Here is a 20,576-nt window from a genome sequence, read left to right on the forward strand (position 1 = left end):
TGCCGCGGCGCTAAGTTCCCGACGCGAACAGGCGGCGGCGCAGGCGGCAGTGTGGAATAATCGGGCCGTTTGCAGCAAGTGTTTCGTCAGCACAGCGTTCGAAGCAGCAGCGTCCAGTGGCTTATCGCCAAGGGGGAATCCCATGAACCGGCCGCGCCGTTATTCCAGTTTTACCAACAGTGTTTTGCTCAGTGCGCTGAGCCTGGCGCTGCTTGTCGCTTCGATTTTCCTCTATCTCCATCTCGAAAGCCGAATTGACGCTGCCGAACAGTCTGGCCTGGCGCTGCAGCGTACGGCCGACGCGTTGCGGCAAACTGCCGTCGAATCGCGGCGGCTGGCGCTTGCTTATGTCATTCGCGGCGAGCTAAGCGACCGGCAGCGTCACCGAGAAATCCGGGATAGCCGTAACGCCGGCGGTGCGGTGCGGTCGGATTCAATGCGCGAGGCTGACTTTACCTCTGCGGAATTGGCGAAACTGACACAGGCGCAGGCCAAAGCGGATCAGTTGGCGGATATCGAATTGGCGGCGGTGCAATTGGTCGAAAACGGCGTAGACGACGAACTGGAACGACTAAAGGCGGCGGCGATGCTCGAAAGCCAAGCCTATCGCCAAACCGAGGCCGAATTTCTGCAGACGCTCACCGAGGCCGGAGATATGGCGCGGAGCAGAACGGCATTGCTGGTAAAACACAACCGCGATATTGCAGCAGCGCTTGGCTTGGCCGTGGCAGCGGCGGGCCTGATGCTGGCGTTGGCGTTATGGCGGGTCCATCGCAGTGTGTTCGGCATTTTGGGCGCAGAGCCGGAAGAAGTGCGTACTCAAATTGCCCGCTTGGGTCGCGGCGATTTCGCGCAACAGCCGCCAGTACCGGATGATTTGAGCGATAGCGTGATGGGCTGGTTATCGGAAACCCAACGCCAGTTGGCGCAAGTCGATGCGGAGCGGCGGGAAGCGGAAGCCAAAACCCAACGTCTGACTCAGCTGTACGCGGCATTGAGCCAGTGTAATCAGGCCATCGTCCGCTGCAGTTCCGAAGCCGAATTGTTTCCGCAAATTTGTCGCGATGCGGTCATGTTCGGCGGCATGAAAATGGCCTGGATCGGCATGTTGGATCCAAGCGGGCAGTACCTGCTGCCGGTGGCGAGTTACGGTAGCGGCGTGGAATATCTGGCCGACATCGAGATTAGTATCGATCCCAGACAAGACTCCGGTTGTGGACCAAGCGGAACCGCGTTGCGTGAAGACCGGGTTTACTGGTGTCAGGACTATCTGAACGATCCGGCGACATCGGTGTGGCACGACCGCGGCGCCCGTTGCGGCTGGCTGGCATCGGCGGCTTTGCCCTTACACCGGAATGGCACGCCGGTCGGGACTTTGAATCTGTATGCCGATAGCGTCAATGCGTTCGATTTTTCGGCCCGCAATTTGTTGTTGGAAATGGCGATGGACATCGACCACGCCTTGACCGGCTTCGAACGCGATGCCGAGCGCCAGCACGCCCTGCAAATGGAAACTTTGCGCACTTTCATGTTGGAACGGCTGAACAGCGGCGGTTCCTTGCGGGAGTTGTTGGACGAAGTGGTGCGTAAATTGGAAAGCGCAATGCCGGATTGTATTTGTTCGGTATTGCTGTTGGACGAAAGCGGGCGGCAGGTGCGGGTTGCCGCGGCGCCCGGTTTGCCGGATTTCTACAACCGGGCGATCGACGGATGCGAAATAGGTCCCGGAGTCGGTTCTTGCGGCAACACTGCATTTACCGGTCAACGTACTGTTGTTGCCGACATCGCTCAACATCCGTATTGGAAAAACTTTAAAGAGTTGGCGGCGCAAGCCGGCCTGGGTGCTTGCTGGTCGGAGCCGATTTTGGGTTCCGGAAAAAAAGTGCTGGGTACCTTTGCGATTTACCAGCGCTATCCGGCGTCTCCGGATCATTTTGCTTTGCGTCTGCTGGATATGGTGGCGCATTTTGTGGCTTTGGCCATCGAGCGCAAACAAACCGAGGAACACATTTACCATTTGGCCAACTACGACCCGTTGACCGGCTTGCCCAATCGCAGCCAGCTAAACAACCACTTGAAATGCGCGTTGGGTCTGGCCCAGCGGGCTAACGGCCAACTGGCGCTGATGTTTTTGGACATCGACCACTTCAAAGACGTCAACGATACCTTGGGACACAGCGTTGGCGATGCGTTGCTGGTCGAATTGGCTTCGCGCTTGCGTGCCGCGCTACGGATGGAGGATATCGTTACCCGACTGGGCGGAGACGAGTTCATCGTGTTGCTGCCGGGAGCCAATGCCAGTAGCGCTACGGTGATCGCCCAAAAGTTGTTGGACGCGATTTCCGAACCGTTTCGTATCGAGCATCACGATTTGATTATGAGCGCGTCCATCGGTGTCGCGTTGTATCCTGACGACGGCGAAGATCTCGAGACCTTATCGAAAAGCGCCGATACCGCGATGTACCGGGTGAAATTGGAGGGCCGCCACGGTTGCCGCTTCTTTACGCCGGAAATGCACGCCAACTCGGCGCGTAATCTGCAATTGGTCAACGGCCTGCGCCACGCGCTGGAGCGAGGTGAACTGGAGTTGCACTACCAGCCGCAGTTGTCGCTGAAAACCGACCAGATAACCGGCGCCGAAGCCTTGCTGCGCTGGCGTCATCCCGAACTGGGCCTGGTATCGCCGGCAGAATTCATTCCGGTCGCTGAGGATAGCGGTCTGATCCTGCCGATCGGGGAATGGGTGATCAGAACCGCGGTTCGCCAAGCCAGGCAAATCATGGCCGAAGGGCTGGGGCCTTTGGTCATGGCGGTGAATTTGTCCGCGGTGCAATTTAGCCAGCCGACTCTGCCGGATTTGGTTGGCGGCATCCTGGCCGACGAAGGGTTGCCGCCGGAATATCTGGAATTGGAGTTGACCGAAGGCGTCGCGATGAACCATCCGCAGGCGGCGATTGCGGCGATGGACAATCTGCACCGGCGCGGTATCCGGGTCGCCATCGACGACTTCGGCACCGGTTATTCGTCATTAAGCTACCTGAAGAAGTTCAAAGTCTACAAACTGAAAATCGACCAGTCGTTCGTGCGTGATATCACCACCGACGCCGAAGACAAAGCGATCGTCAGCGCAGTGATCAGTCTGGCCGACAGTCTGGGTTTGGCGACCATTGCCGAGGGCGTCGAAACGCCGGAGCAGAAAGCCTTCTTGCAACAACAAGGCTGCGACGAAATGCAGGGCTATCTGTTCAGCCGGCCGTTGACCGTAGCCGAATTGATTGATTTTTTGCGCTAAGCTTGTGGCGTCAGGCCGCCTGTTGCGGCCGCTTCGATTTGGAGCTTGCCGATGAACAATCCTCGACCCCTTTTCGACCGTTGGCCGCAGTCGCTGCCGCTGCCACCGGCAGCCGTGCTGCTCGGCATCGGCGGCCTGATTGCCGTCAGCATGTGTTTTTACACGATTCCGGCCGAGTCGGAAGGCATCGTTTTACGCTTCGGCGAATTCATCGAGCAAGTGCCGTCCGGCCTGCATGCCAAGTTACCGTTCGGAGTCGATGAAGTGATAACCGTGCCGACCCAACGCCAGCAAAAGCTGGAATTCGGCTTTGCCACGCCCGGTTTCACCAATCCGGACCAGGCCGGCGAAGAGCCGGAGCTGGAGCGGGCAATGGTGACCGGGGATTTGAACTCGGCGCTGGTGGAATGGATCGTGCAGTACCGGATCACCGACCCGGAAAAGTATTTGTTCGATGTGCGTGATCCCGGCCTCACCTTGCGCGACATTTCCGAAGCAGCGATGCGGGAAGTGGTCGGCGATCGTACCGTCGATGAAATCATCACGATTGGCCGGCAGGAGATCGAAGAAACCGTGCTGGCACGGGTGCGCGAACTGGCCGAGCGCTATCGTTTGGGCGTCACGATCAATCAGGTGCAATTAAAAAACGTCAATCCGCCGGAACCGGTGCAACCGTCGTTTAACGAAGTCAACCGGGCGCAGCAGGACCGGGAGAACGTGATCAATCTGGCCAACGGCGAATACAACAAGGCGGTGCCGAAGGCGCGCGGCGAGGCCGACCAGAGGATACGTGCCGCCGAGGGTTACCGCTTCAAACGGATCAACGAAGCCGAAGGCGACGTCACCGCTTTTAACCAGGTCCTGGAACAGTATTTGAAAGCGCCGGAAGTGACCCGCGCCCGGATATATCTGGAAACCATGGCCGAGGTGCTGCCGCAGGCCAAACAACAAATCATCGTTGACGATTCGGTGCAACAGATTCTGCCGCTGTTGGCGGTGCCTGGTCCGTCAGGTGGCGAGGTGGCGAAATGAGCGGCGCCGGAAAATCGTTAGGCTTAATCGCGATCGCGCTGATTTTTTTGCTGACCTGCGCCTACACCGTCAACCAAACCGAGCAGGTGATCGTTACCCAATTCGGCAAGCCGGTCGGGCCGCCCATCACCGAGCCGGGTTTGCAACTTAAATTGCCGCTCGTGCAACAAATCAACAGCTTCGACAAGCGCTATCTGGCTTGGGACGGGCCGATGGTGGAAATGTCGACCAAGGACAAAACCTACGTTCAGGTCGATACTTTTGCCCGCTGGCGCATCACCGATCCGATGCGCTACTACCTGCGGCTGCGTGACGAGCGTAGCGCCCAATCCCGGCTGGAAGACATCCTGGGCAGCGAAACCCGTACCGCAATCGCCCGTCATGAACTGATCGAGGTGGTCCGCACTGACAAGGATCGCAAGCCGATGCAGGACGAGAGTCTGGCGGGCCTCGCCAGCGAAGCCGGAATCGGCGTGTTGCGGCCGATCCGGGTCGGTCGGGTAGCGATCGAGCGCGATGTATTCAACGCGGCAGCGCCGAAATTGGCCGAGTTCGGCATCGAATTACTGGACGTACGCTTCAAACGGATCAATTACAACCGGCAGGTGTTGGAGCGGATACACCAGCGCATGATCAGCGAGCGCCTGCAAATTGCGCAACGTTTCCGCTCGGAAGGCGAGGGCGAAGCCGCCCGTATCCACGGCAACAAGGAACGCGATATCAACGAGATCGAATCCGCGGCTTACAAACAGGTCCAGGAAATTCAAGGCGCGGCCGACGCCAAGGCCGCCGAGATTTACGCCAAAGCCTACGCACAAAAGCCGGAAGCGGCGGAGTTCTATAAATTCCTGAAAAGTATGGAGACTTATCGGGCCGTGATCGGCGGCGAAGCCAGTCTGGTGCTGTCCACCAACAGCGACTTATTCGGTCTGTTGAAACGCGCCGACGCCAAAGGGCGTTGACGGCTTTACCGGCGGCCGCGCGCGGTTAAGTCGGAATTAAGTTGCCGCTCGCATGATGCATCCCAACACGATCATTTTGCGAAAAGGAGCTTTGATATGTGTAAGAAAACCATAATTGCCGTTTTCAGTTTGGCGTTTTCGTCGGCAGCATTGGCCGACCACGAAGGTTGGGGCCACCGTTGGGGCCATCACCACCATCATCACCACGATTATTACCCGGAATACCGGGAGCGGGTGATTTACTACCAACCAGCGCCGCCGCCGGTGGTGGAATACGTTCCGGAGCCTTCGTACTATGCACCGCCGCCGCAGCCGCGTTATGACCAGTACGACCAACGTAACCCGCAAGGTTTGCTGGGCGGCATGGTCGGCAGTGCGATGGGCTACCACTTCGGCGGCGGCGACCCGTTGGCCGCCGGCATCGGCGCCGCGGCCGGCGCACTATTAGGTAACGGCATGTACTGATCTGATTGCCAAGTCCGGTCGGCCGTCAGCGACCGCGACTTAATAATTAAGCAGTTGGAAAAAGCTTTTCGGCGCGCCGCAAATCGGACATTGCCAGTCGTCCGGGATGTCTTCCCAGCGGGTGCCGGGAGCGATGCCGCTGTCCGGATCGCCTTTGGCTTCGTCGTAAATGTGTTCGCATTCGCGGCAATGGTATTTTTTGTATGCGGCCATACGCTTCTCTCCCGGTTAAGGCGTTAGTTCGGCCAAGAAGCGGTCGAAGGCTGCCGTCATCAGCGGCAAAATGCTGAGCAGGCGGTGGTCCGAGTCCAGCATGTGCAAGCGGGCGCGGTGCTCCCGGCAAAAGCGCCAAGCGTTTTCAGGCGGCACGACGTCGTCTTGCCAGCCGTGAAATACCTCAATGTTGTCTGTACCGGGGGCGAAACGGTCGCGGGCATAACCGGGCAGGTAAAACGCCGGGGCAATTAAAAACAGGCCATGCGGTTTGATCGTTTCGGCGACGACGGTCGCCACGTAAGCGCCCATGCTGGAGCCGGCCAGCACGATCCGCTCGTAACCGTGCAAATCCATCGCCAACAGTCGATCGACTCGCCATTCCGGATCGTTGCTGGCCTGATAGTCCGGGCTAATAAACTCGAAACCGCGGCTCCTGGCCACCTCGGCCAGCGCCAGGGCTTTTTCGCCCCACGGAATACTGTCCTTGCCGTGGTTGTATACCACCAGGTTATTCATCTCTTTCCCCTCATTTTCGAAAAAACAGATTAGCCAGCACAGTGATCAGCACACTGAGCACGATCATCGACGTGATCGGAATGAATACAAAGCTGTTCTTATTTTGAATACGAATGTCGCCGGGCAATTTACCGAACCAACTGACCAGCCAGGGCGCGTAGTTGATGACCAAACCCAGGGCCAGAAGCAGGGCGCCAATACTTATCAAGGCTTTGCCGGATTCCATGCTAGCTCCTCTTTTTAAAACGCATCGGGCTATTCTATGCCGTACGGGTTCGTTGTGCAGCGCCAGGCTCGGGTTGAGTCGTTTAAGAAATGGCGAAAATAGCCAGTTTAGCGAAACGCGTTCTTGGTGGGCGAATTAGTTGAGGATAATCTTGGATGCTAGTTCGATTGGCTAAAGCCGACCCGAAAGCGACAGTCGGTTGAACTTTCCAATGACCGCTGATAGATAATAAACTGAAGCTGTGTATCTGGAAGTAGGCTGGGTTGAATGATAATGAAACCCAGCTAAAAGCCGTTAAAGCTGGGTATCGCTGCCGCTCCACCCAGCCTACGGCCCTAACATGGCGCTCAACCGGAGCGAAGTTATGATCCAGTTTTGTTTTTCAGCTCTCCGGGCCTCGTCCGGTTAGCTTTACGTTATGTACCAAAACGATGATCTATCAACATCATGAGCTGTCCTTCGAAATTCCAGACGACTGGCTTGTTGAAGCTGGCGTAGCGAACTTCTCCCCAAGACAAGAAAGCTATGTACCCATGGACATTGGCCCCGAAAAAATCATTTTCGTGAGCCTCAATGAAGTAGCTCCGCTAGTTCAGCGCTCTATCAAGCGAGGTGTTTTCTGCGACAACCTTGAAACTGGCGAAACGGCCAAGACCCGCGTATTGCGAATCCTTAGCTGGCTACGTGAAAATCATCCAATTGAGCCAGTTAAGGTGTTGCCTTCTACAGACCCAGCTTTCAAATTCAAATTGGTTGAGGGCAGCCACCGCTTTCACTGTGCTTTGGCTTTAGGTTTCAAGGTTATTCCGGCTACCAATGGCTTCGATTTAGGGTCATTAGATTCATAACCAGGAGTTCTATACTCCGTGCCTTCTTGCTCGTTGAGCTTTTTAGTTTTTGGCTTAACTGCCGCCATAAACTAAAAAGCTCAACGTCTCAATGCGGCCCGAATCCAACAAAACCCAAACCTCATGCACCCCACAATCTCCGCCATTCACTCAGACATTACCGAATTGGCCGTCGATGCCATCGTCAATGCCGCAAACTCTTCGTTGCTCGGCGGCGGTGGGGTGGATGGGGCGATTCATCGTAAGGCGGGACCGGAATTATTGGCTGAGTGCCGCAGCTTGGGCGGTTGTGCGACCGGAGAGGCCAAGTTGACCAGAGCTTACCGCTTGCCGGCCAAGTACGTCATCCATACCGTGGGGCCGATCTGGCGCGGCGGCCGGGAAAACGAGGCCACGCTGTTAGCGGCCTGTTATCAAAACTCGCTACGGCTGGCGGCGGCGCAGCGGCTGGAGAGTCTGGCCTTTCCCTGCATCAGTACCGGTATTTACGGTTATCCGCCGCGCGAGGCTGCCGAAATTGCAGTCGATACCGTTGTGGGCTTTTTAGGTGACCCGGCGTATCGGCTGGCCGTGACCTTTTGCTGCTTCTCGGATGCGGATTTGGATATCTACCGCGCCTTGCTGAACAAGGCGGTTTAAGGCGTAACCACCACCTGAGCGAAGCCGCCGCCCGGCGTGCGGAAATTGGTGGTTTGGCCCTGGTACAGCCGGGCGCAAACCAGTTGGGTTTGGCCGCGATAGACGAAGTGGCGCAAATCCAGTTTCAAATCGCCGACATCCAGTTGCCGTTCGCTGGGCTTGATCAGCGTCTGCGCCACATAATCGTGGCGCAGAATCTCGTCGAACACCCGCAAGGTCAGCTTGTCGCCGCGGTAGGCCGCTTTGCTGCCGTAGCCTTTGGCCGGTTTGAAGAATAACTGCTTGCGCTGTTGCCATAACCACTCGGCATCTTGCGCTGCAACGATGCGGGTTTCGGCGATACCGCGGCAGAGAATGTCGCGGCTGGCGGCGTCGATGCCGATTTCGGCCAGGAATTCGGCGTCGCCGAGCAAGGCCAGATTTCTTTTGTCCGCATACAGTGCATGGTTGCGCGGATGCGGCGTCAACACCACGTCGCCGGCCAGATAAGCTTGCAACAAGGGCTGGTGTTTGGCGTGTTCCAAACCGAAGTCGGTCAACCGGTTATAAACCAGATCGATCTTGATATCGCCGTGCCATAAACCCGCGTTACGATGGCTCAGCTCGGCCGGATCGCAAATCACAGTTCGGATGCCGTGGCGTTCGAACAGCGCTTGAAACAGCAGAAATTCCGGCCACAGGTATTGGTTTTGCGGGTCTTCGTCGACGATGGCTATGGTTTGCAAGGCTTGTCCGCCGCGTTCGTAGCGCCATTCGTCGGCGAACATCTGCATGAATTGCGCTTCCGGCGCGCTTCCGGTTGCCGCCAACGCCGGCCCGTCGCCGGGGCGCTGGCTGCCGGCTTCTTCGCAGCAGCGCATCTGCGCCCGGATCGCCAACGCGTTCAGCAAACCGCCGCCGGCATTGGAGTTGATTTCGATCAGCTTGGGTCCGTCCGGGCTCAAATGGAAATCGTAGCCGACGAATACGCCGTGGGCCTTGGCCGGAAAGTGTGCCGATTCCGGCGCATAGCCTAGCACCCGTTTTTGGTAGGCGGGCAGGGCGATGACTGTTTCGGCCGCGGCGATGACGGCCAACTGCGCCTGCAGGCCGGCCCGGTCCAGAAACACCGGCGCTTCGGCAAACAAATGAGGCCGATCCTCTCCAATCATTCGGTATATGTCGTGCGCGGCGTCCCAGTCGGCCAATTCCCGGCGCAACAGCTCCCGGCTCAGCGAGGCACAGCGGCAGCTTCGGTTGAGTTGTTCGGCGTTTAGCGCCAGTTTAGGCAAGGGGGCGAGAGTCATTGGCTATCCGGCAAGCGCGGTTTCTTCTGGCGTTATTTTAACTCGCCGGACGTCGTGGCCCGGAATAGTTTCGGTGTGGCGAGTTTGGCTGGGGACAAAGCTTGTGTGAGAGAATGTAAAGTTATGAAAATTGCCGGACGGTGTGATACGCACTTGGCAATGCCGGACTCGTTGCCGGCCCGATTTAATCCGATCAACCCGATTCAAGCCATAACTATGTTCTGTTCGCTAAGTTTGCTCCGTATTCTGCCGCGTTTTTTCACGGTTTTGCTGATGTGTCATTGGGGTGTCGCCGCCGGAGCGGCTGAAACCGATGTCGGCAAAGCCATCGAGGCCTTTCTGAACGGCGGCGGCTCAGCGTTATTGTCCGGAGCCGAACTGTCTGAGCAGCGTCCAGCCCTGATTCAGTTATACCGGGCCAATGCCAATCGCTTGTTGTGGTTTGGCGGCGCCAACCCGGCGCAGAATCGGGAACAGGCTTTGGCCGTATTACGGAATGCGGCCGATGAAGGCTTGAATCCTCGCCATTACGACGCGGAACGTCTGGCCGCATACGCCCGGCTGGCCGAGACTGCGGCGCCGGATGCGCTGGCCGGTTACGATTTGGCCTTGTCTGCGGCGCTGCTGCGTTATGCCGGCGATCTGCATTCGGGCCGGGTCGATCCGCGGAAACTGGATTATCCGGCGCAACTCGGCGGATTGCGGCCGCAGCCGGATTTGGCGGCAGTCCTGCAACGGCATTGGCAAATGCAGAGTCTGGCGCAATTGCCTGCCGAACTCGCGCCGAATAACGAGCAATACCGGTTGCTGAAGCGTGCGCTGGCCGACTTCCGCCGCCGATTGCCGGAGACCCAATCCGGCGCCGGCTTGGTATTCGCCAAATCGCTGCACCCCGGCGAGGGCGACGCCCAGATGCCGGAACTGCGCCGACGACTGCGCGAATTGGGCGAAGCTGACCTTCCGGCGGCGGCCGATGCCGACAAGGCCGCCGATATTTACGACGAAGCCAGCGTCGCCGCAGTCAAGCGGATTCAGGAACGCCAGGGCTTGAAGGCCGACGGTGTGATCGGCCGACAAACCCTGGCCTTGCTGAACCAATCGGTGCCGGAAAAAATTGCCGCTATCGAATTGGCCATGGAACGCATACGCTGGTTGCCGGAACCCCCGGCCGGGCCGCATATCGTCGTCAATATCCCGGCTTTTCAGCTCTGGGCTTTCAAGGATTCGCAAGACCCGCAACCTTTGCGAATGAAGGTGATCGTCGGTAAAGCCCCGGAAAATTTGACGCCGATGCTGGCCGAGGACATGAAGTATCTGGAATTCATGCCGTACTGGAATATTCCGAAAAGCATCATGGACAAGGAAATTCTGCCGAAATTGGAAGGAGACGAAGCCTTCCTGGACGATCAGGACATCGAACTGGTCGAGCGATACAGCGACGACGAACAGGAAGAAGATGTCGTCGCCGATCTCAAGCAAGGCCGGCTTCGCGCCCGCCAGCGTCCTGGCGCGAACAATCCCTTGGGCCGGGTGAAGTTCGTGTTTCCGAACAAGGCCGAGGTCTATTTACACGATACGCCGGGTAAGGCCGCGTTCAACCGCGACCGGCGCGATTTGAGCCACGGCTGCGTCCGGGTCGCCGAGGCCGATAAACTGGCCGAGTTCGTGTTGAGCGACCAGGAAGGGTGGAATCCGGATACCATCCGGCAGGCGATGGCCGGGCCCAAGACTCAGCGTGTCAGCTTGAAAAAATCGGTGCCGGTCTTGTTTTTCTACGCGACCGCATTTGTCGATCGCGACGGCAAGCCGCGCTTTTATCCGGATATCTACGGCTACGACGCCGCGTTGCGCAATGCGCTCAACAAATCGGTTCCCGAAACCGGCTCGCAATTGACCAGCAAAGGCAACGCTACCGCAGGTAGTTAGTTGGCCGTTATCAATCCGGCCCCTAAAGACCGGTCGGCGTGAGTCTTGTCGATAGGCTTTTCGACCAGGCCAGTCTGCTCGGCATACCAGTCATTGACGGGGCCGGGTTCATCAGCGCGCGCCCCTGTCTTCCCAGGGGCCGAAACCCTGTCACCCTTAAGCGGTTCACTGCGAATTCGAGTGCTACCAAAGCTCGCGCCCGCAAATTTTTACGGTAAATTCCAAGACGCAGAGCGTTGCGCTCATTGTCTTCGGGCCGTCATGAAAGTCTATTATCTTTACCGTAGCCAGTCCTTAACCTTGTCCGCCAAGCAGGCTTGGGCGTTTTTTTCGTCTCCGCACTACTTGAACCGGATTACGCCGGATTTTTTTCACGTCGATATCGCGTCGCCGGTGCCGGAGCAGATTTACGGCGGCTTGCTGATTTGCTACCGGATGAAGGCGGTCTTGGCTTGGCCGATGGTCTGGTTGTCGGAAATCACGCACTGCGACCAGCCCCGCCGGTTTGTTTACCAGCAACGCGTCGGACCATTCGCATTCTGGAGTCATGAAGTGGCGATTACCGAAACCGGCGACGGCGTGGAGGTCGAGGATATTGTGTTTTATGCGATGCCGTGGGGCTGGTTCGGCCGATTTATGCACCGAATTTTGATAGGCGGCAAATTGCGGCAAATTTTCGATACCCGGCGCGATTATCTGTTGCAACGTTGGGGCGGCGCAGCAAGCAAACCGGACTGACGCGCGCGATTGACATTTGCGCGAGCCAGGCATTTAATCCCGAATACCAAACCAAACTTCAGGAGGCGGAGATGGCTGAAGAATCAGGTTATTTGGAACCTTCCGGCGATCGGGTCGTGGCGATAGTCCAAAATCTGGACCGCGACGTCGAACGCGGCGAGGACACGATCATGTTGGGTTACGGACTCGTATTATTGGCGCCGGCTTTTGCGCCGTTACTGCCGCCCAGCATTCTGTTGCCGTTGATGGCGATTACCTTTGCCGTTTCGGCGAGCGCGGCGCGTTGGCATTTCTATAAGATGGCGCGCAAGTTGAACAATTCGCTGGCCGTGTTGGACAACTCGGAACAGGCCGCGCTGAAACCGATTGCGCAGGTGTTCGAAGAACATCCGCAGCAAACCCTGGCCGTGGCCTTCAATCCGTTGAAAAATCTGAAACGCACCTGGAAAAGTATTCTGGGCGGGCTGATGATCAACCCGTTCTGGGGGCCGATTTTCTATATGCTGGGCGTGCAGTTTGTCGAAGACAAGCATTTTTTCGTGCTGAATAAAGCCGTGATCAACGTCGAGCAAAAAATCATGCCGATCGTCCTGCGCGATGAATAGGCGGGATTTAGATTATCGCTATTTTATCAATGTCTTATATTTTGAATCACTGTAAATTTAAGCCGATTTGCCCTTGAGGCGCAACGATATATCCACAGGGTGCCTATTGTACGAAAGTACAGTTATACACAGAAGCTGTGGATAAACTTGTGGTCAAATCGTGGGCAAACCGTCAAAAAGCCCGTCCGCTTTGAAGTGTTTTTAAATTGGCTAAAAATTAGCCAGCGGATTTTTGGCTATCCTTATCTCCAGTAGAGTATTAGAGCCGTCGGCTCGCACCGAACGGCCGTCCGTAACACACTCACAAGGTCGCGCCATGCCCAAGCAAACTCTGACCATCGACGGCAACCAGGCCGCCGCCAGCATCGCCTACAAACTCAACGAAGTCATCGCCATTTATCCGATCACGCCGTCGTCGCCGATGGGCGAATGGGCCGACGAATGGGCCTCGCGCGGCCAAGCCAATTTGTGGGGTACCGTGCCGCAGGTCGTCGAATTGCAAAGCGAGGCCGGCGCCGCCGGTACCATTCACGGCGCGTTGCAGGCCGGCACCTTGGCGACCACCTTCACCGCGTCGCAAGGCCTGCTGTTGATGCTGCCGAATATGTACAAAATCGCCGGCGAACTCAGTCCGGCCGTGTTCCACATCGCCGCCCGTTCGCTGGCGGCACAAGGCTTGTCGATCTTCGGCGACCATAGCGACGTAATGGCGGCGCGGATGACCGGCTTTGCCATGTTGTGCTCCAATTCGCCGCAGGAAGTGCAGGATCTGGCCTTGGTTACCCATGCGGTGTCGTTGCAAAGCCGGGTGCCTTTCATGCATTTTTTCGACGGTTTCCGCACCTCGCACGAAGTCGCCAAAATCGTCGAGGTCGACGACGCGGTGATACGTGGCATGATCGACGATGCCTGGGTGGCCGAGCATCGCGGCCGAGCCTTGACGCCGGACAAGCCGGTACTGCGCGGCACGGCGCAAAATCCCGATGTCTATTTCCAGGGCCGGGAATCGGTCAATCCGTTTTATGCGGCGTTGCCGGACATGGCGCAGCAGGCGATGGATCGGTTCGCCGGGCTGACCGGGCGCCAATACCGTTTATTCGAATACGTCGGCGCCGCCGATGCCGAGCGGATCATCGTGTTGATGGGTTCCGGCGCCGAGGCGGTCGAAGAAACCCTGGATTATCTGAATCGGCAGGGCGAGGCGGTCGGCTTGCTCAAAGTCCGGCTGTTCCGCCCGTTCTCGCCGCAACATTTGATCGCGGCTCTGCCGGCGAGTTGCCGGAAAATTGCCGTGTTGGATCGCACCAAGGAGCCGGGCGCCGACGGCGAACCGCTATATAAAGATGTGCTGGCTGCTGTGGCCCAAGCCTTCAGCCAGGGCGAAAAGTTTAGCCAGATGCCGCGCGTTGTCGGTGGCCGTTACGGCTTGTCGTCCAAGGAATTCACGCCGGGCATGGTCAAGGCAGTCTACGACGAGTTGAAAAACGAACGGCCGAAGAACCAGTTTACGATCGGCATCCATGACGACGTCAGCCATACCAGTCTGGACTGGGACGCCGCTTACCGCACCGACGCCCACGACCAGACTTTTCAAGCGATGTTCTACGGTCTGGGCAGCGACGGCACGGTCGGCGCCAACAAGAATACGATCAAGATCATCGGCGAAGAAACCGAGTTGTACGCTCAGGGTTATTTCGTCTACGACTCGAAAAAGTCCGGCGCGGTGACGGTGTCTCATCTGCGCTTCGGCCCGCAGCCGATTCGTTCCAGCTATTTGATCGGCGAAAACGACGCCCAATTCATCGGCTGCCACCAGGCGGTGTTTCTGGAACGTTACGACATGCTGGCCAACGCTGCCGCCAATGCCGTGTTTCTGTTGAACAGCCCGGCGCCGGCCGACAAGGTTTGGGATACCCTGCCGCGCAAGATGCAGCAACAGATGCTGGACAAAAACATCCGTTTTTACTTGATCGACGGCAATGCGGTGGCCGAGAAATCCGGCATGGGCAAGCGCATCAACACCATCATGCAGACCTGTTTTTTCGCGATTTCCGGGGTGTTGCCGCAAGAACAAGCGATTGCCGCTATCAAACATGCGGTTGAAAAAACCTACGGCAAAAAAGGCCAGCGCATCGTCGACTTGAACTTCAAAGCCATCGACGAAACCCTGGCCGGGCTGCACCAAGTGCCGTTGCCGCAGCAGGCCAGCAGCGCCTTCGACATCGTGTCGCGGATTAGCGACAGCGCGCCGGACTTCATCCGCCGCGTCACCGCCGAGATAATCGCCGGCCGCGGTGACACCTTGCCGGTCAGCGCGATGCCGGCCGACGGCACCTTCCCGACCGGTAGCGCGGCGTTCGAAAAACGCAATCTGGCGTTGGAAATTCCGGTCTGGGAAACCGATTTATGTACCCAATGCGGCAAATGTCCGATGGTGTGTCCGCACGCGGCGATTCGCAGCAAAATCGTGCCGAACGAAGCCTTGAGCAATGCGCCAGCCACCTTCAAACATGCCCCGATGCTCGGTAAGGACTTCCCGCCAGGGTTATCGATCAGTTACCAGGTGGCGCCGGAAGATTGCACCGGTTGCGGTTTGTGCGTCGATATTTGCCCGATTCGTGATAAATCCAACGCCAGCCGCAAAGCCTTGAACATGGCGCCGCAAGCGCCGCTGCGCGAGCCGGAGAGCCAAAATTGGGATTACTTTCTATCTTTGCCGGAATACGATCGCCGGCTGCTAAAAACCAATACCATCAAAGGCTCGATGGTGTTGCAACCGTTGTTCGAATTTTCCGGCGCCTGCGTTGGCTGCGGCGAAACGCCTTACGTCAAACTGGTCTCGCAATTGTTCGGCGACCGGATGGTGGTCGCCAACGCCACCGGTTGCTCGTCGATTTACGGCGGCAACCTGCCGACCACGCCGTGGACCAAAAACGCCGAGGGTAAAGGGCCGGCCTGGAGCAATTCCCTGTTCGAAGATAACGCGGAGTTTGGCCTGGGCATGCGGGTGGCGATCGATAAGCAAGCCGAGCATGCCGCCGAATTACTGGCATCGCTACGCGAAACTCTGGGCGGCGAATTGGTCGATGCGATCCTGCAGGCCGACCAATCCGACGAAGCCGGCCTTTACGAGCAACGCCAGCGCGTCGCCGAATTGAAACAGCATTTGCCGTCGTTGAGCCAACCCGCTGCGCAAGCCTTGCTGCCGTTGGCCGATTATTTATGCAAGAAAAGCGTCTGGATCATCGGTGGCGACGGCTGGGCCTACGACATCGGCTACGGCGGCCTGGACCACGTGCTGGCCAGCGGCCGCAATGTCAATATCCTGGTGCTGGACACCGAGGTGTATTCCAACACCGGCGGCCAGACTTCCAAATCGACGCCGATGGGCGCGGTGGCTAAATTCTCGGCCGGCGGCAAACCGACCGCGAAGAAAGACCTGGCCTTGCTGGCGATGGATTACGGCAACGTTTACGTCGCCCACGTCGCCTATGCCGGCAAGGATACCCAGACGCTGAGCGCCTTCCTGGAAGCCGAAGCCCACAACGGCCCATCCATCATCATCGCTTACTCGCCGTGTATTGCCCATGGCGTGGATTTGTCCAATAACCATCGCCAGCAAAATCTGGCCGTGAAGAGCGGGCACTGGCCGTTGTTCAGGTTCAACCCGGCCAAGATTCAGCAAGGCAAGAATCCGATGCAACTGGATTCGGCGGAACCGTCGATCCCTTACCGCGACTTCGTCATGACCGAAACCCGCTTCAGCATGTTGTGGCAAAGCCATCCCGACCACGCCGAGGCTTTCTTGAAACAGGCCCAGCACGACGTCAAAAACCGCTACCGCTATTACCAACAACTGGCGGCTTTGGAATGGAGCGACGCGACCAGCGTGGCCGCCGCCAAAGCCCAAGTCAAAGCCGATCTGGCCCAGGAGCAGAACAATGGTTGATTTAGCCACCGAATATTTGGGTCTGAAACTGGCGCATCCGCTGGTGCCGTCGGCTTCGCCGTTAAGCAAGGATTTGGATAGCGCCCGGCGTTTGGAAGATGCCGGCGCCGCAGCCATCGTGTTGTCGTCGTTGTTCGAGGAAAAAATCGAAGCCGAGCAGCAGCAGATGGAGCGTTTCCTGTTCGGTCAGGGCATCGGCTACGGCGAGGCGGATTCGTTTCATCCATTGCCGTCGCAGATCGTCACCTACATGGATCAGTATCTGGATCATCTGCAACGCTTGAAAAGCGCGTTGCAAATTCCGGTGATCGCCAGCCTGAACGGCACTTCGGTCGGTGGCTGGATCGAATACGGCAAAGCCTTGCAGGACGCCGGCGCCGATGCGCTGGAGTTGAATATTTACCATCTGGCGGCAGATATTGCCGAAAGCAGCGAGACGGTCGAAAACCGCTATCTGGACATCGTTCGCGAATTGAAGCGGCAGATCAATATCCCGCTGGCAGTGAAACTGTCGCCGCAATTCAGCTCGCCGCTGCATTTCGTGGAGCGCTTGCAACAGGCCGGCGCCGACGGCGTGGCTTTGTTCAACCGCTTTTACCAGCCGGACATCGATCTGGACACTTTGGAAGTGGTGCCGAAACTGCAATTGTCGACGCCCGCCGAAGCGCTGTTGCGGGTGCGCTGGACCGCGCTGATGTATGGCCGGGTGCGATTGTCGCTGGCCGTGACCGGCGGCTTTCACCAGGCCGACGACGTGATCAAGGCCTTGCTGGCCGGCGCCGATGTCGTGCATTTATGCAGCGTGTTGCTGGCGCAGGGCGTCCGCAAGCTGGGCGAGATTCGCAGCGAACTGGCGGATTGGCTGATCGAACACGAATACGAATCGGTAGCTCAAATGAAAGGTAGCGTCAGCCGGCAACATGCGATCGACCCCAGTGCCTACGAACGCGCCAATTACATTCACGTGCTGGACAGCTATACGCCGGCGCCGGGCGTATTGCGTTAGATAAACGATGCGGGATTTGGACGAGTTGTTCGCCGGTTTGGCCAAATCCCGGTTTCGCAGCCAGTTTCGCTTGAATGCCAAGGATTTGCAGTATCTGCAAACCAAGGGCATCGCAACCATCTTAAGCCACGCCGACGATTTTATCGGCAAACGTCTGGCCCCAGCCCTGCCGCTCAACGACGGCAAGCAAACTCCGTATCGCGGCCATCCGGTGTTCGTCGCCCAACACGCTAACGCCTGCTGCTGCCGCGGTTGCCTGGAAAAATGGCACTCGATTGCGCAGGGCAGGGAGCTCAGTCTTGAGGAACTTAGCTACATCCGGTCCGTGTTGGAACGCTGGTTGCGCGCACTGTTATGAAGCTGCCAACTCTCAAGCATTGGGCTAGCGGCTGTAAAGTTGGTCGACCAAGTCTTTAAACCACGCCGGCCGCAACAGCATCACGTACAAAATCGTCAGTTCCAGAATCGGCAGCGGGATGATGTGCAACACGATCAATACCAGCAACACTGCGCAGCACGCCAGTAATTTCGGGAAGAAGGGGGCTGTACTCATCATGATCTCCTCGCAAATCGGCATTATCGGTTGAAGCTTTCTCCGTTGAGCCAAGGGGTTAATGCCATTTAAACACCAATACGGTGATATCGTCGGCGAATTTTTCGCTGCCGCAGAATCGGCGCAAACACCCGAATAACCCATCGATTATTGCTTGCGGCGGCAAGTCGGCGTTGGCGGCAATTTCGGATTTGACCCGATCCAGGCCGAAAAAACCTAATTCGGTGTTCTCCGCTTCGATCAGGCCGTCGGTGTAGAGCACTATCAAATCGCCCTCGGTCAACTCGACGCTTTTTCGTTCGAAGCAAACATCCTGACGCAAACCGACGATCAGGCCGTCGGCATCCAGTTCGGCGAACTGCCGGCTATGGCGGTTGAACAGCAACGGCGGCGGGTGGCCGGCGTTGGCGAAATGCAATTGCCGGCGTTCCGGATCGACCTGCAAATAGAACAAGGTCAGGAAGTAGTCGGCCCGATTCAGGTCGTTGAATAAAAACCGGTTCAGCGCCGACAGCACTGCTTCCGGCCCGGCCTCGGTACTGCTTTTCATCCGGATCGCGCTGCGGGTTTCGACCATGAACAGGGCCGGACCGATCGAATGGCCGGAGACGTCGGCGATGACGATGTCCAGCCGCCCGCCGTCGCGGTAAAAATAATCGAAATAGTCGCCGCCAACCTTGTCCGCCGGCAGGCAAACTCCGGTGATCTCGAACTCGCCGGTTTTCAACGGCGCAGCCGGCGACAAACCGGCCTGGATTTGCTGGGCGATCTTCAGCTCGTTTTGCGCCACCGCCAATTCGACCTGGGCCTGGCGAATTTGCCGTTCCGCCGCCTTGCGGCCGGAGATGTCGTGGATGAAGCCGCTGAAAATGTAGCTGTCGCCCAGTTTCAATGGTGCCACGCTGATTTCGACCGGAAACTCGCTGCCGTCGCGCCTGAGCGCGATTTGCTCGGTTTGCCGGTTCAAGATCGTGCCGTTACCGGTTTCCAGAAACCGGCGCATGCCGTTGCGATGTGCGGCGCGAAACCGGGGCGGGATGATCAAATCTTCCAGGCGGCGGCCGATGGCCGATTCCGCCGACCAGCTGAACATCTGCTCGGCGCGCCGGTTCCAATCGGTGACGATGCCGTCGGCGTCCATGATGACGATGGCATTGATCGAGCTTTCGATGATCAGCCGCGTACGCTTTTCCGACTCAATCAAGGCATGCTGATATTGCATCCGGGCCGTAATATCCCTATCCACCCCGCGCCATTTCACCAGCTTGCCGTCGGCATCGAGTAACGGCAGTCCGGTCGATTCGGTGATCACCGGATGGCCGTCCCGATGCCGGTAATGGTTGACCAGGGCATGAAACGACTGCTGGCTGGACGACAGGTCGACATGGGCTTGCTGGTCTTGCGCGGTCAGCAGTTCGGTGTAATGTTTACCGATGATTTGTGCCGGCGTCAGCCCCAGGATTTGTTCCACCGCGATGCTGCTGTACAGGTAGTAACCCTTGGGGTCCTGTTCCCACAGCCATTCCCCGGACAAATCGGCCATTTGCCGGAAGCGCTGTTCGCTTTCGGCCAGTGCCGATTCCACGGTTTTACGGCCGGTAATGTCCTCGGCAACCGCCAGATAGTGGGTGGTGTTGCCGAGGCTGTCCTTGATCGCGCTGATGCTTTCCGCGACCCAGTATTCGCGGCCGGTCTGGTGCCGGTTGCAAATTTCGCCCTGCCATTCGCCGCTGACCGTCAATTGCCGCCACAGGTCTTGATAATCCTGGGCCGACATTTTTCCGGATTGCAGCAAACTGGGGTTTTGCCCTAACAATTCGGCTTCGGCATAACCGCTCAGCAGCGAGAAGCGGGGATTGACGTAGACGATGCGGCCGCTGGCGTCGGTCACCATCATTGCACTGGCGCTCTGTTCGATGACTCGGCGCATGACCAAAAAATCGTTGGCCGGATCGATGGCTTGGATCAATAACAAGGCTTTGCCAGAGTCCGGCCGGGGGCTCGGTAGCGTACTGACCGTGACCAGCGCCTGAAAACTATGGTTTCTGGCCAGAAGTTCCGCTTCGAAACATTCGGCAACCTCTCGATCGCCAGCCCGCGCCAGCGCCGCCCGGCACCGCGCCACACTCGCCGGCGCCAGGATCCGCTCCAACGCCAATCCGGACAATTCGTGCGCGCCGTAACCGAGCAGCGCGGCGGCGGCCCGATTGGCGCCTTCGATAAGCGGACTTGTCGTTTCGCCGCTGCCGGTCGCGTAGCCGACCAGTAACAGATTGAAGGCCAGACTATCGATCAGTTGGCGCACGGTTCGGCTCGG

The 20,576-nt window shown here is 57.9% G+C and carries 18 protein-coding genes; 12 read left to right on the top strand and 6 right to left on the bottom strand.

Annotation, left to right across the window (positions count from 1 at the left end):
• Positions 1–142 precede the first annotated feature (142 nt).
• The 4 genes from AC0IM9_RS03765 to AC0IM9_RS03780 all read left to right on the top strand — a co-directional run bounded on the left by AC0IM9_RS03765 (position 143) and on the right by AC0IM9_RS03780 (position 5,751).
• Positions 143–3,292, top strand: coding sequence for a bifunctional diguanylate cyclase/phosphodiesterase (locus AC0IM9_RS03765; RefSeq protein WP_482803112.1), 3,150 nt, complete (start codon positions 143–145; stop codon positions 3,290–3,292).
• 51 nt (positions 3,293–3,343) lie between these two features.
• The gene (gene hflK, locus AC0IM9_RS03770; RefSeq protein ID WP_482803113.1) at positions 3,344–4,324 is read left to right on the top strand and encodes an FtsH protease activity modulator HflK; all 981 of its coding nucleotides are present in this window, start codon (positions 3,344–3,346) and stop codon (positions 4,322–4,324) included.
• Entirely contained in the window at positions 4,321–5,286 is a 966-nt protein-coding gene (gene hflC, locus AC0IM9_RS03775) for a protease modulator HflC (protein ID WP_482803114.1), read from the top strand. The genes hflK and hflC overlap by 4 nt, the downstream gene beginning before the upstream one ends.
• Positions 5,287–5,382: 96 nt before the next feature.
• Positions 5,383–5,751 (top strand): hypothetical protein, encoded by a 369-nt coding sequence (locus AC0IM9_RS03780; protein WP_482803115.1) that lies wholly within the window; start codon positions 5,383–5,385, stop codon positions 5,749–5,751.
• Positions 5,752–5,790: 39 nt separating this feature from the next.
• On the opposite strand, the gene AC0IM9_RS03785 is transcribed toward AC0IM9_RS03780, so the two are convergent.
• The 3 genes from AC0IM9_RS03785 to AC0IM9_RS03795 are packed head-to-tail and all read right to left on the bottom strand — an operon-like array spanning position 5,791 to position 6,709.
• Entirely contained in the window at positions 5,791–5,964 is a 174-nt protein-coding gene (locus AC0IM9_RS03785; protein WP_140911148.1) for a rubredoxin, read from the bottom strand.
• A gap of 15 nt (positions 5,965–5,979) precedes the next feature.
• Positions 5,980–6,483: a YqiA/YcfP family alpha/beta fold hydrolase gene (locus tag AC0IM9_RS03790; protein WP_482803116.1), complete on the bottom strand. Its 504-nt coding sequence runs from the start codon at positions 6,481–6,483 to the stop codon at positions 5,980–5,982.
• 10 nt (positions 6,484–6,493) lie between these two features.
• Positions 6,494–6,709, bottom strand: a complete 216-nt coding sequence (locus AC0IM9_RS03795) for a DUF2905 domain-containing protein (RefSeq protein WP_482803117.1) — start codon at positions 6,707–6,709, stop codon at positions 6,494–6,496.
• 431 nt (positions 6,710–7,140) lie between these two features.
• Between AC0IM9_RS03795 and AC0IM9_RS03800 the strand changes: the two genes are divergently transcribed.
• Positions 7,141–7,557 carry a hypothetical protein gene (locus tag AC0IM9_RS03800; protein ID WP_482803118.1) on the top strand — a complete coding sequence of 139 codons (417 nt, stop codon included), beginning with the start codon at positions 7,141–7,143 and terminating at the stop codon, positions 7,555–7,557.
• 123 nt (positions 7,558–7,680) lie between these two features.
• Positions 7,681–8,196 (top strand): O-acetyl-ADP-ribose deacetylase, encoded by a 516-nt coding sequence (locus tag AC0IM9_RS03805; RefSeq protein WP_482803120.1) that lies wholly within the window; start codon positions 7,681–7,683, stop codon positions 8,194–8,196.
• Here the strand turns inward: AC0IM9_RS03805 and AC0IM9_RS03810 are convergent.
• Positions 8,193–9,482, bottom strand: a complete 1,290-nt coding sequence (locus tag AC0IM9_RS03810; RefSeq protein WP_482803121.1) for a hypothetical protein — start codon at positions 9,480–9,482, stop codon at positions 8,193–8,195. The two genes, AC0IM9_RS03805 and AC0IM9_RS03810, sit on opposite strands and share 4 nt — an antisense overlap.
• 159 nt (positions 9,483–9,641) lie before the next feature.
• Between AC0IM9_RS03810 and AC0IM9_RS03815 the strand changes: the two genes are divergently transcribed.
• The 6 genes from AC0IM9_RS03815 to AC0IM9_RS03840 all read left to right on the top strand — a co-directional run bounded on the left by AC0IM9_RS03815 (position 9,642) and on the right by AC0IM9_RS03840 (position 18,064).
• Positions 9,642–11,408: a L,D-transpeptidase family protein gene (locus AC0IM9_RS03815; RefSeq protein WP_482803122.1), complete on the top strand. Its 1,767-nt coding sequence runs from the start codon at positions 9,642–9,644 to the stop codon at positions 11,406–11,408.
• Positions 11,409–11,669: 261 nt separating this feature from the next.
• A complete protein-coding gene (locus tag AC0IM9_RS03820) occupies positions 11,670–12,146 on the top strand; it encodes an SRPBCC family protein (protein ID WP_140911154.1) in 477 nt (158 codons plus the stop codon).
• 71 nt (positions 12,147–12,217) lie between these two features.
• Positions 12,218–12,751, top strand: coding sequence for a hypothetical protein (locus tag AC0IM9_RS03825; RefSeq protein ID WP_278211256.1), 534 nt, complete (start codon positions 12,218–12,220; stop codon positions 12,749–12,751).
• A gap of 316 nt (positions 12,752–13,067) precedes the next feature.
• Positions 13,068–16,700: a pyruvate:ferredoxin (flavodoxin) oxidoreductase gene (gene nifJ, locus AC0IM9_RS03830; protein WP_482803123.1), complete on the top strand. Its 3,633-nt coding sequence runs from the start codon at positions 13,068–13,070 to the stop codon at positions 16,698–16,700.
• Positions 16,693–17,706: a dihydroorotate dehydrogenase-like protein gene (locus AC0IM9_RS03835; protein ID WP_482803124.1), complete on the top strand. Its 1,014-nt coding sequence runs from the start codon at positions 16,693–16,695 to the stop codon at positions 17,704–17,706. The genes nifJ and AC0IM9_RS03835 overlap by 8 nt, the downstream gene beginning before the upstream one ends.
• 7 nt (positions 17,707–17,713) lie before the next feature.
• Entirely contained in the window at positions 17,714–18,064 is a 351-nt protein-coding gene (locus AC0IM9_RS03840) for a DUF4186 domain-containing protein (RefSeq protein WP_482803125.1), read from the top strand.
• A gap of 24 nt (positions 18,065–18,088) precedes the next feature.
• Here the strand turns inward: AC0IM9_RS03840 and AC0IM9_RS03845 are convergent, their stop codons facing one another.
• Together AC0IM9_RS03845 and AC0IM9_RS03850 are read right to left on the bottom strand one after the other, a co-directional pair.
• Positions 18,089–18,262 (bottom strand): hypothetical protein, encoded by a 174-nt coding sequence (locus AC0IM9_RS03845; RefSeq protein WP_482803126.1) that lies wholly within the window; start codon positions 18,260–18,262, stop codon positions 18,089–18,091.
• A 55-nt stretch (positions 18,263–18,317) separates the two neighbouring features.
• Positions 18,318–20,564, bottom strand: coding sequence for a SpoIIE family protein phosphatase (locus tag AC0IM9_RS03850; protein WP_482803127.1), 2,247 nt, complete (start codon positions 20,562–20,564; stop codon positions 18,318–18,320).
• Positions 20,565–20,576: the final 12 nt, after the last annotated feature.

The organism is Methylomonas sp. Uni0011, assembly GCF_056850255.1.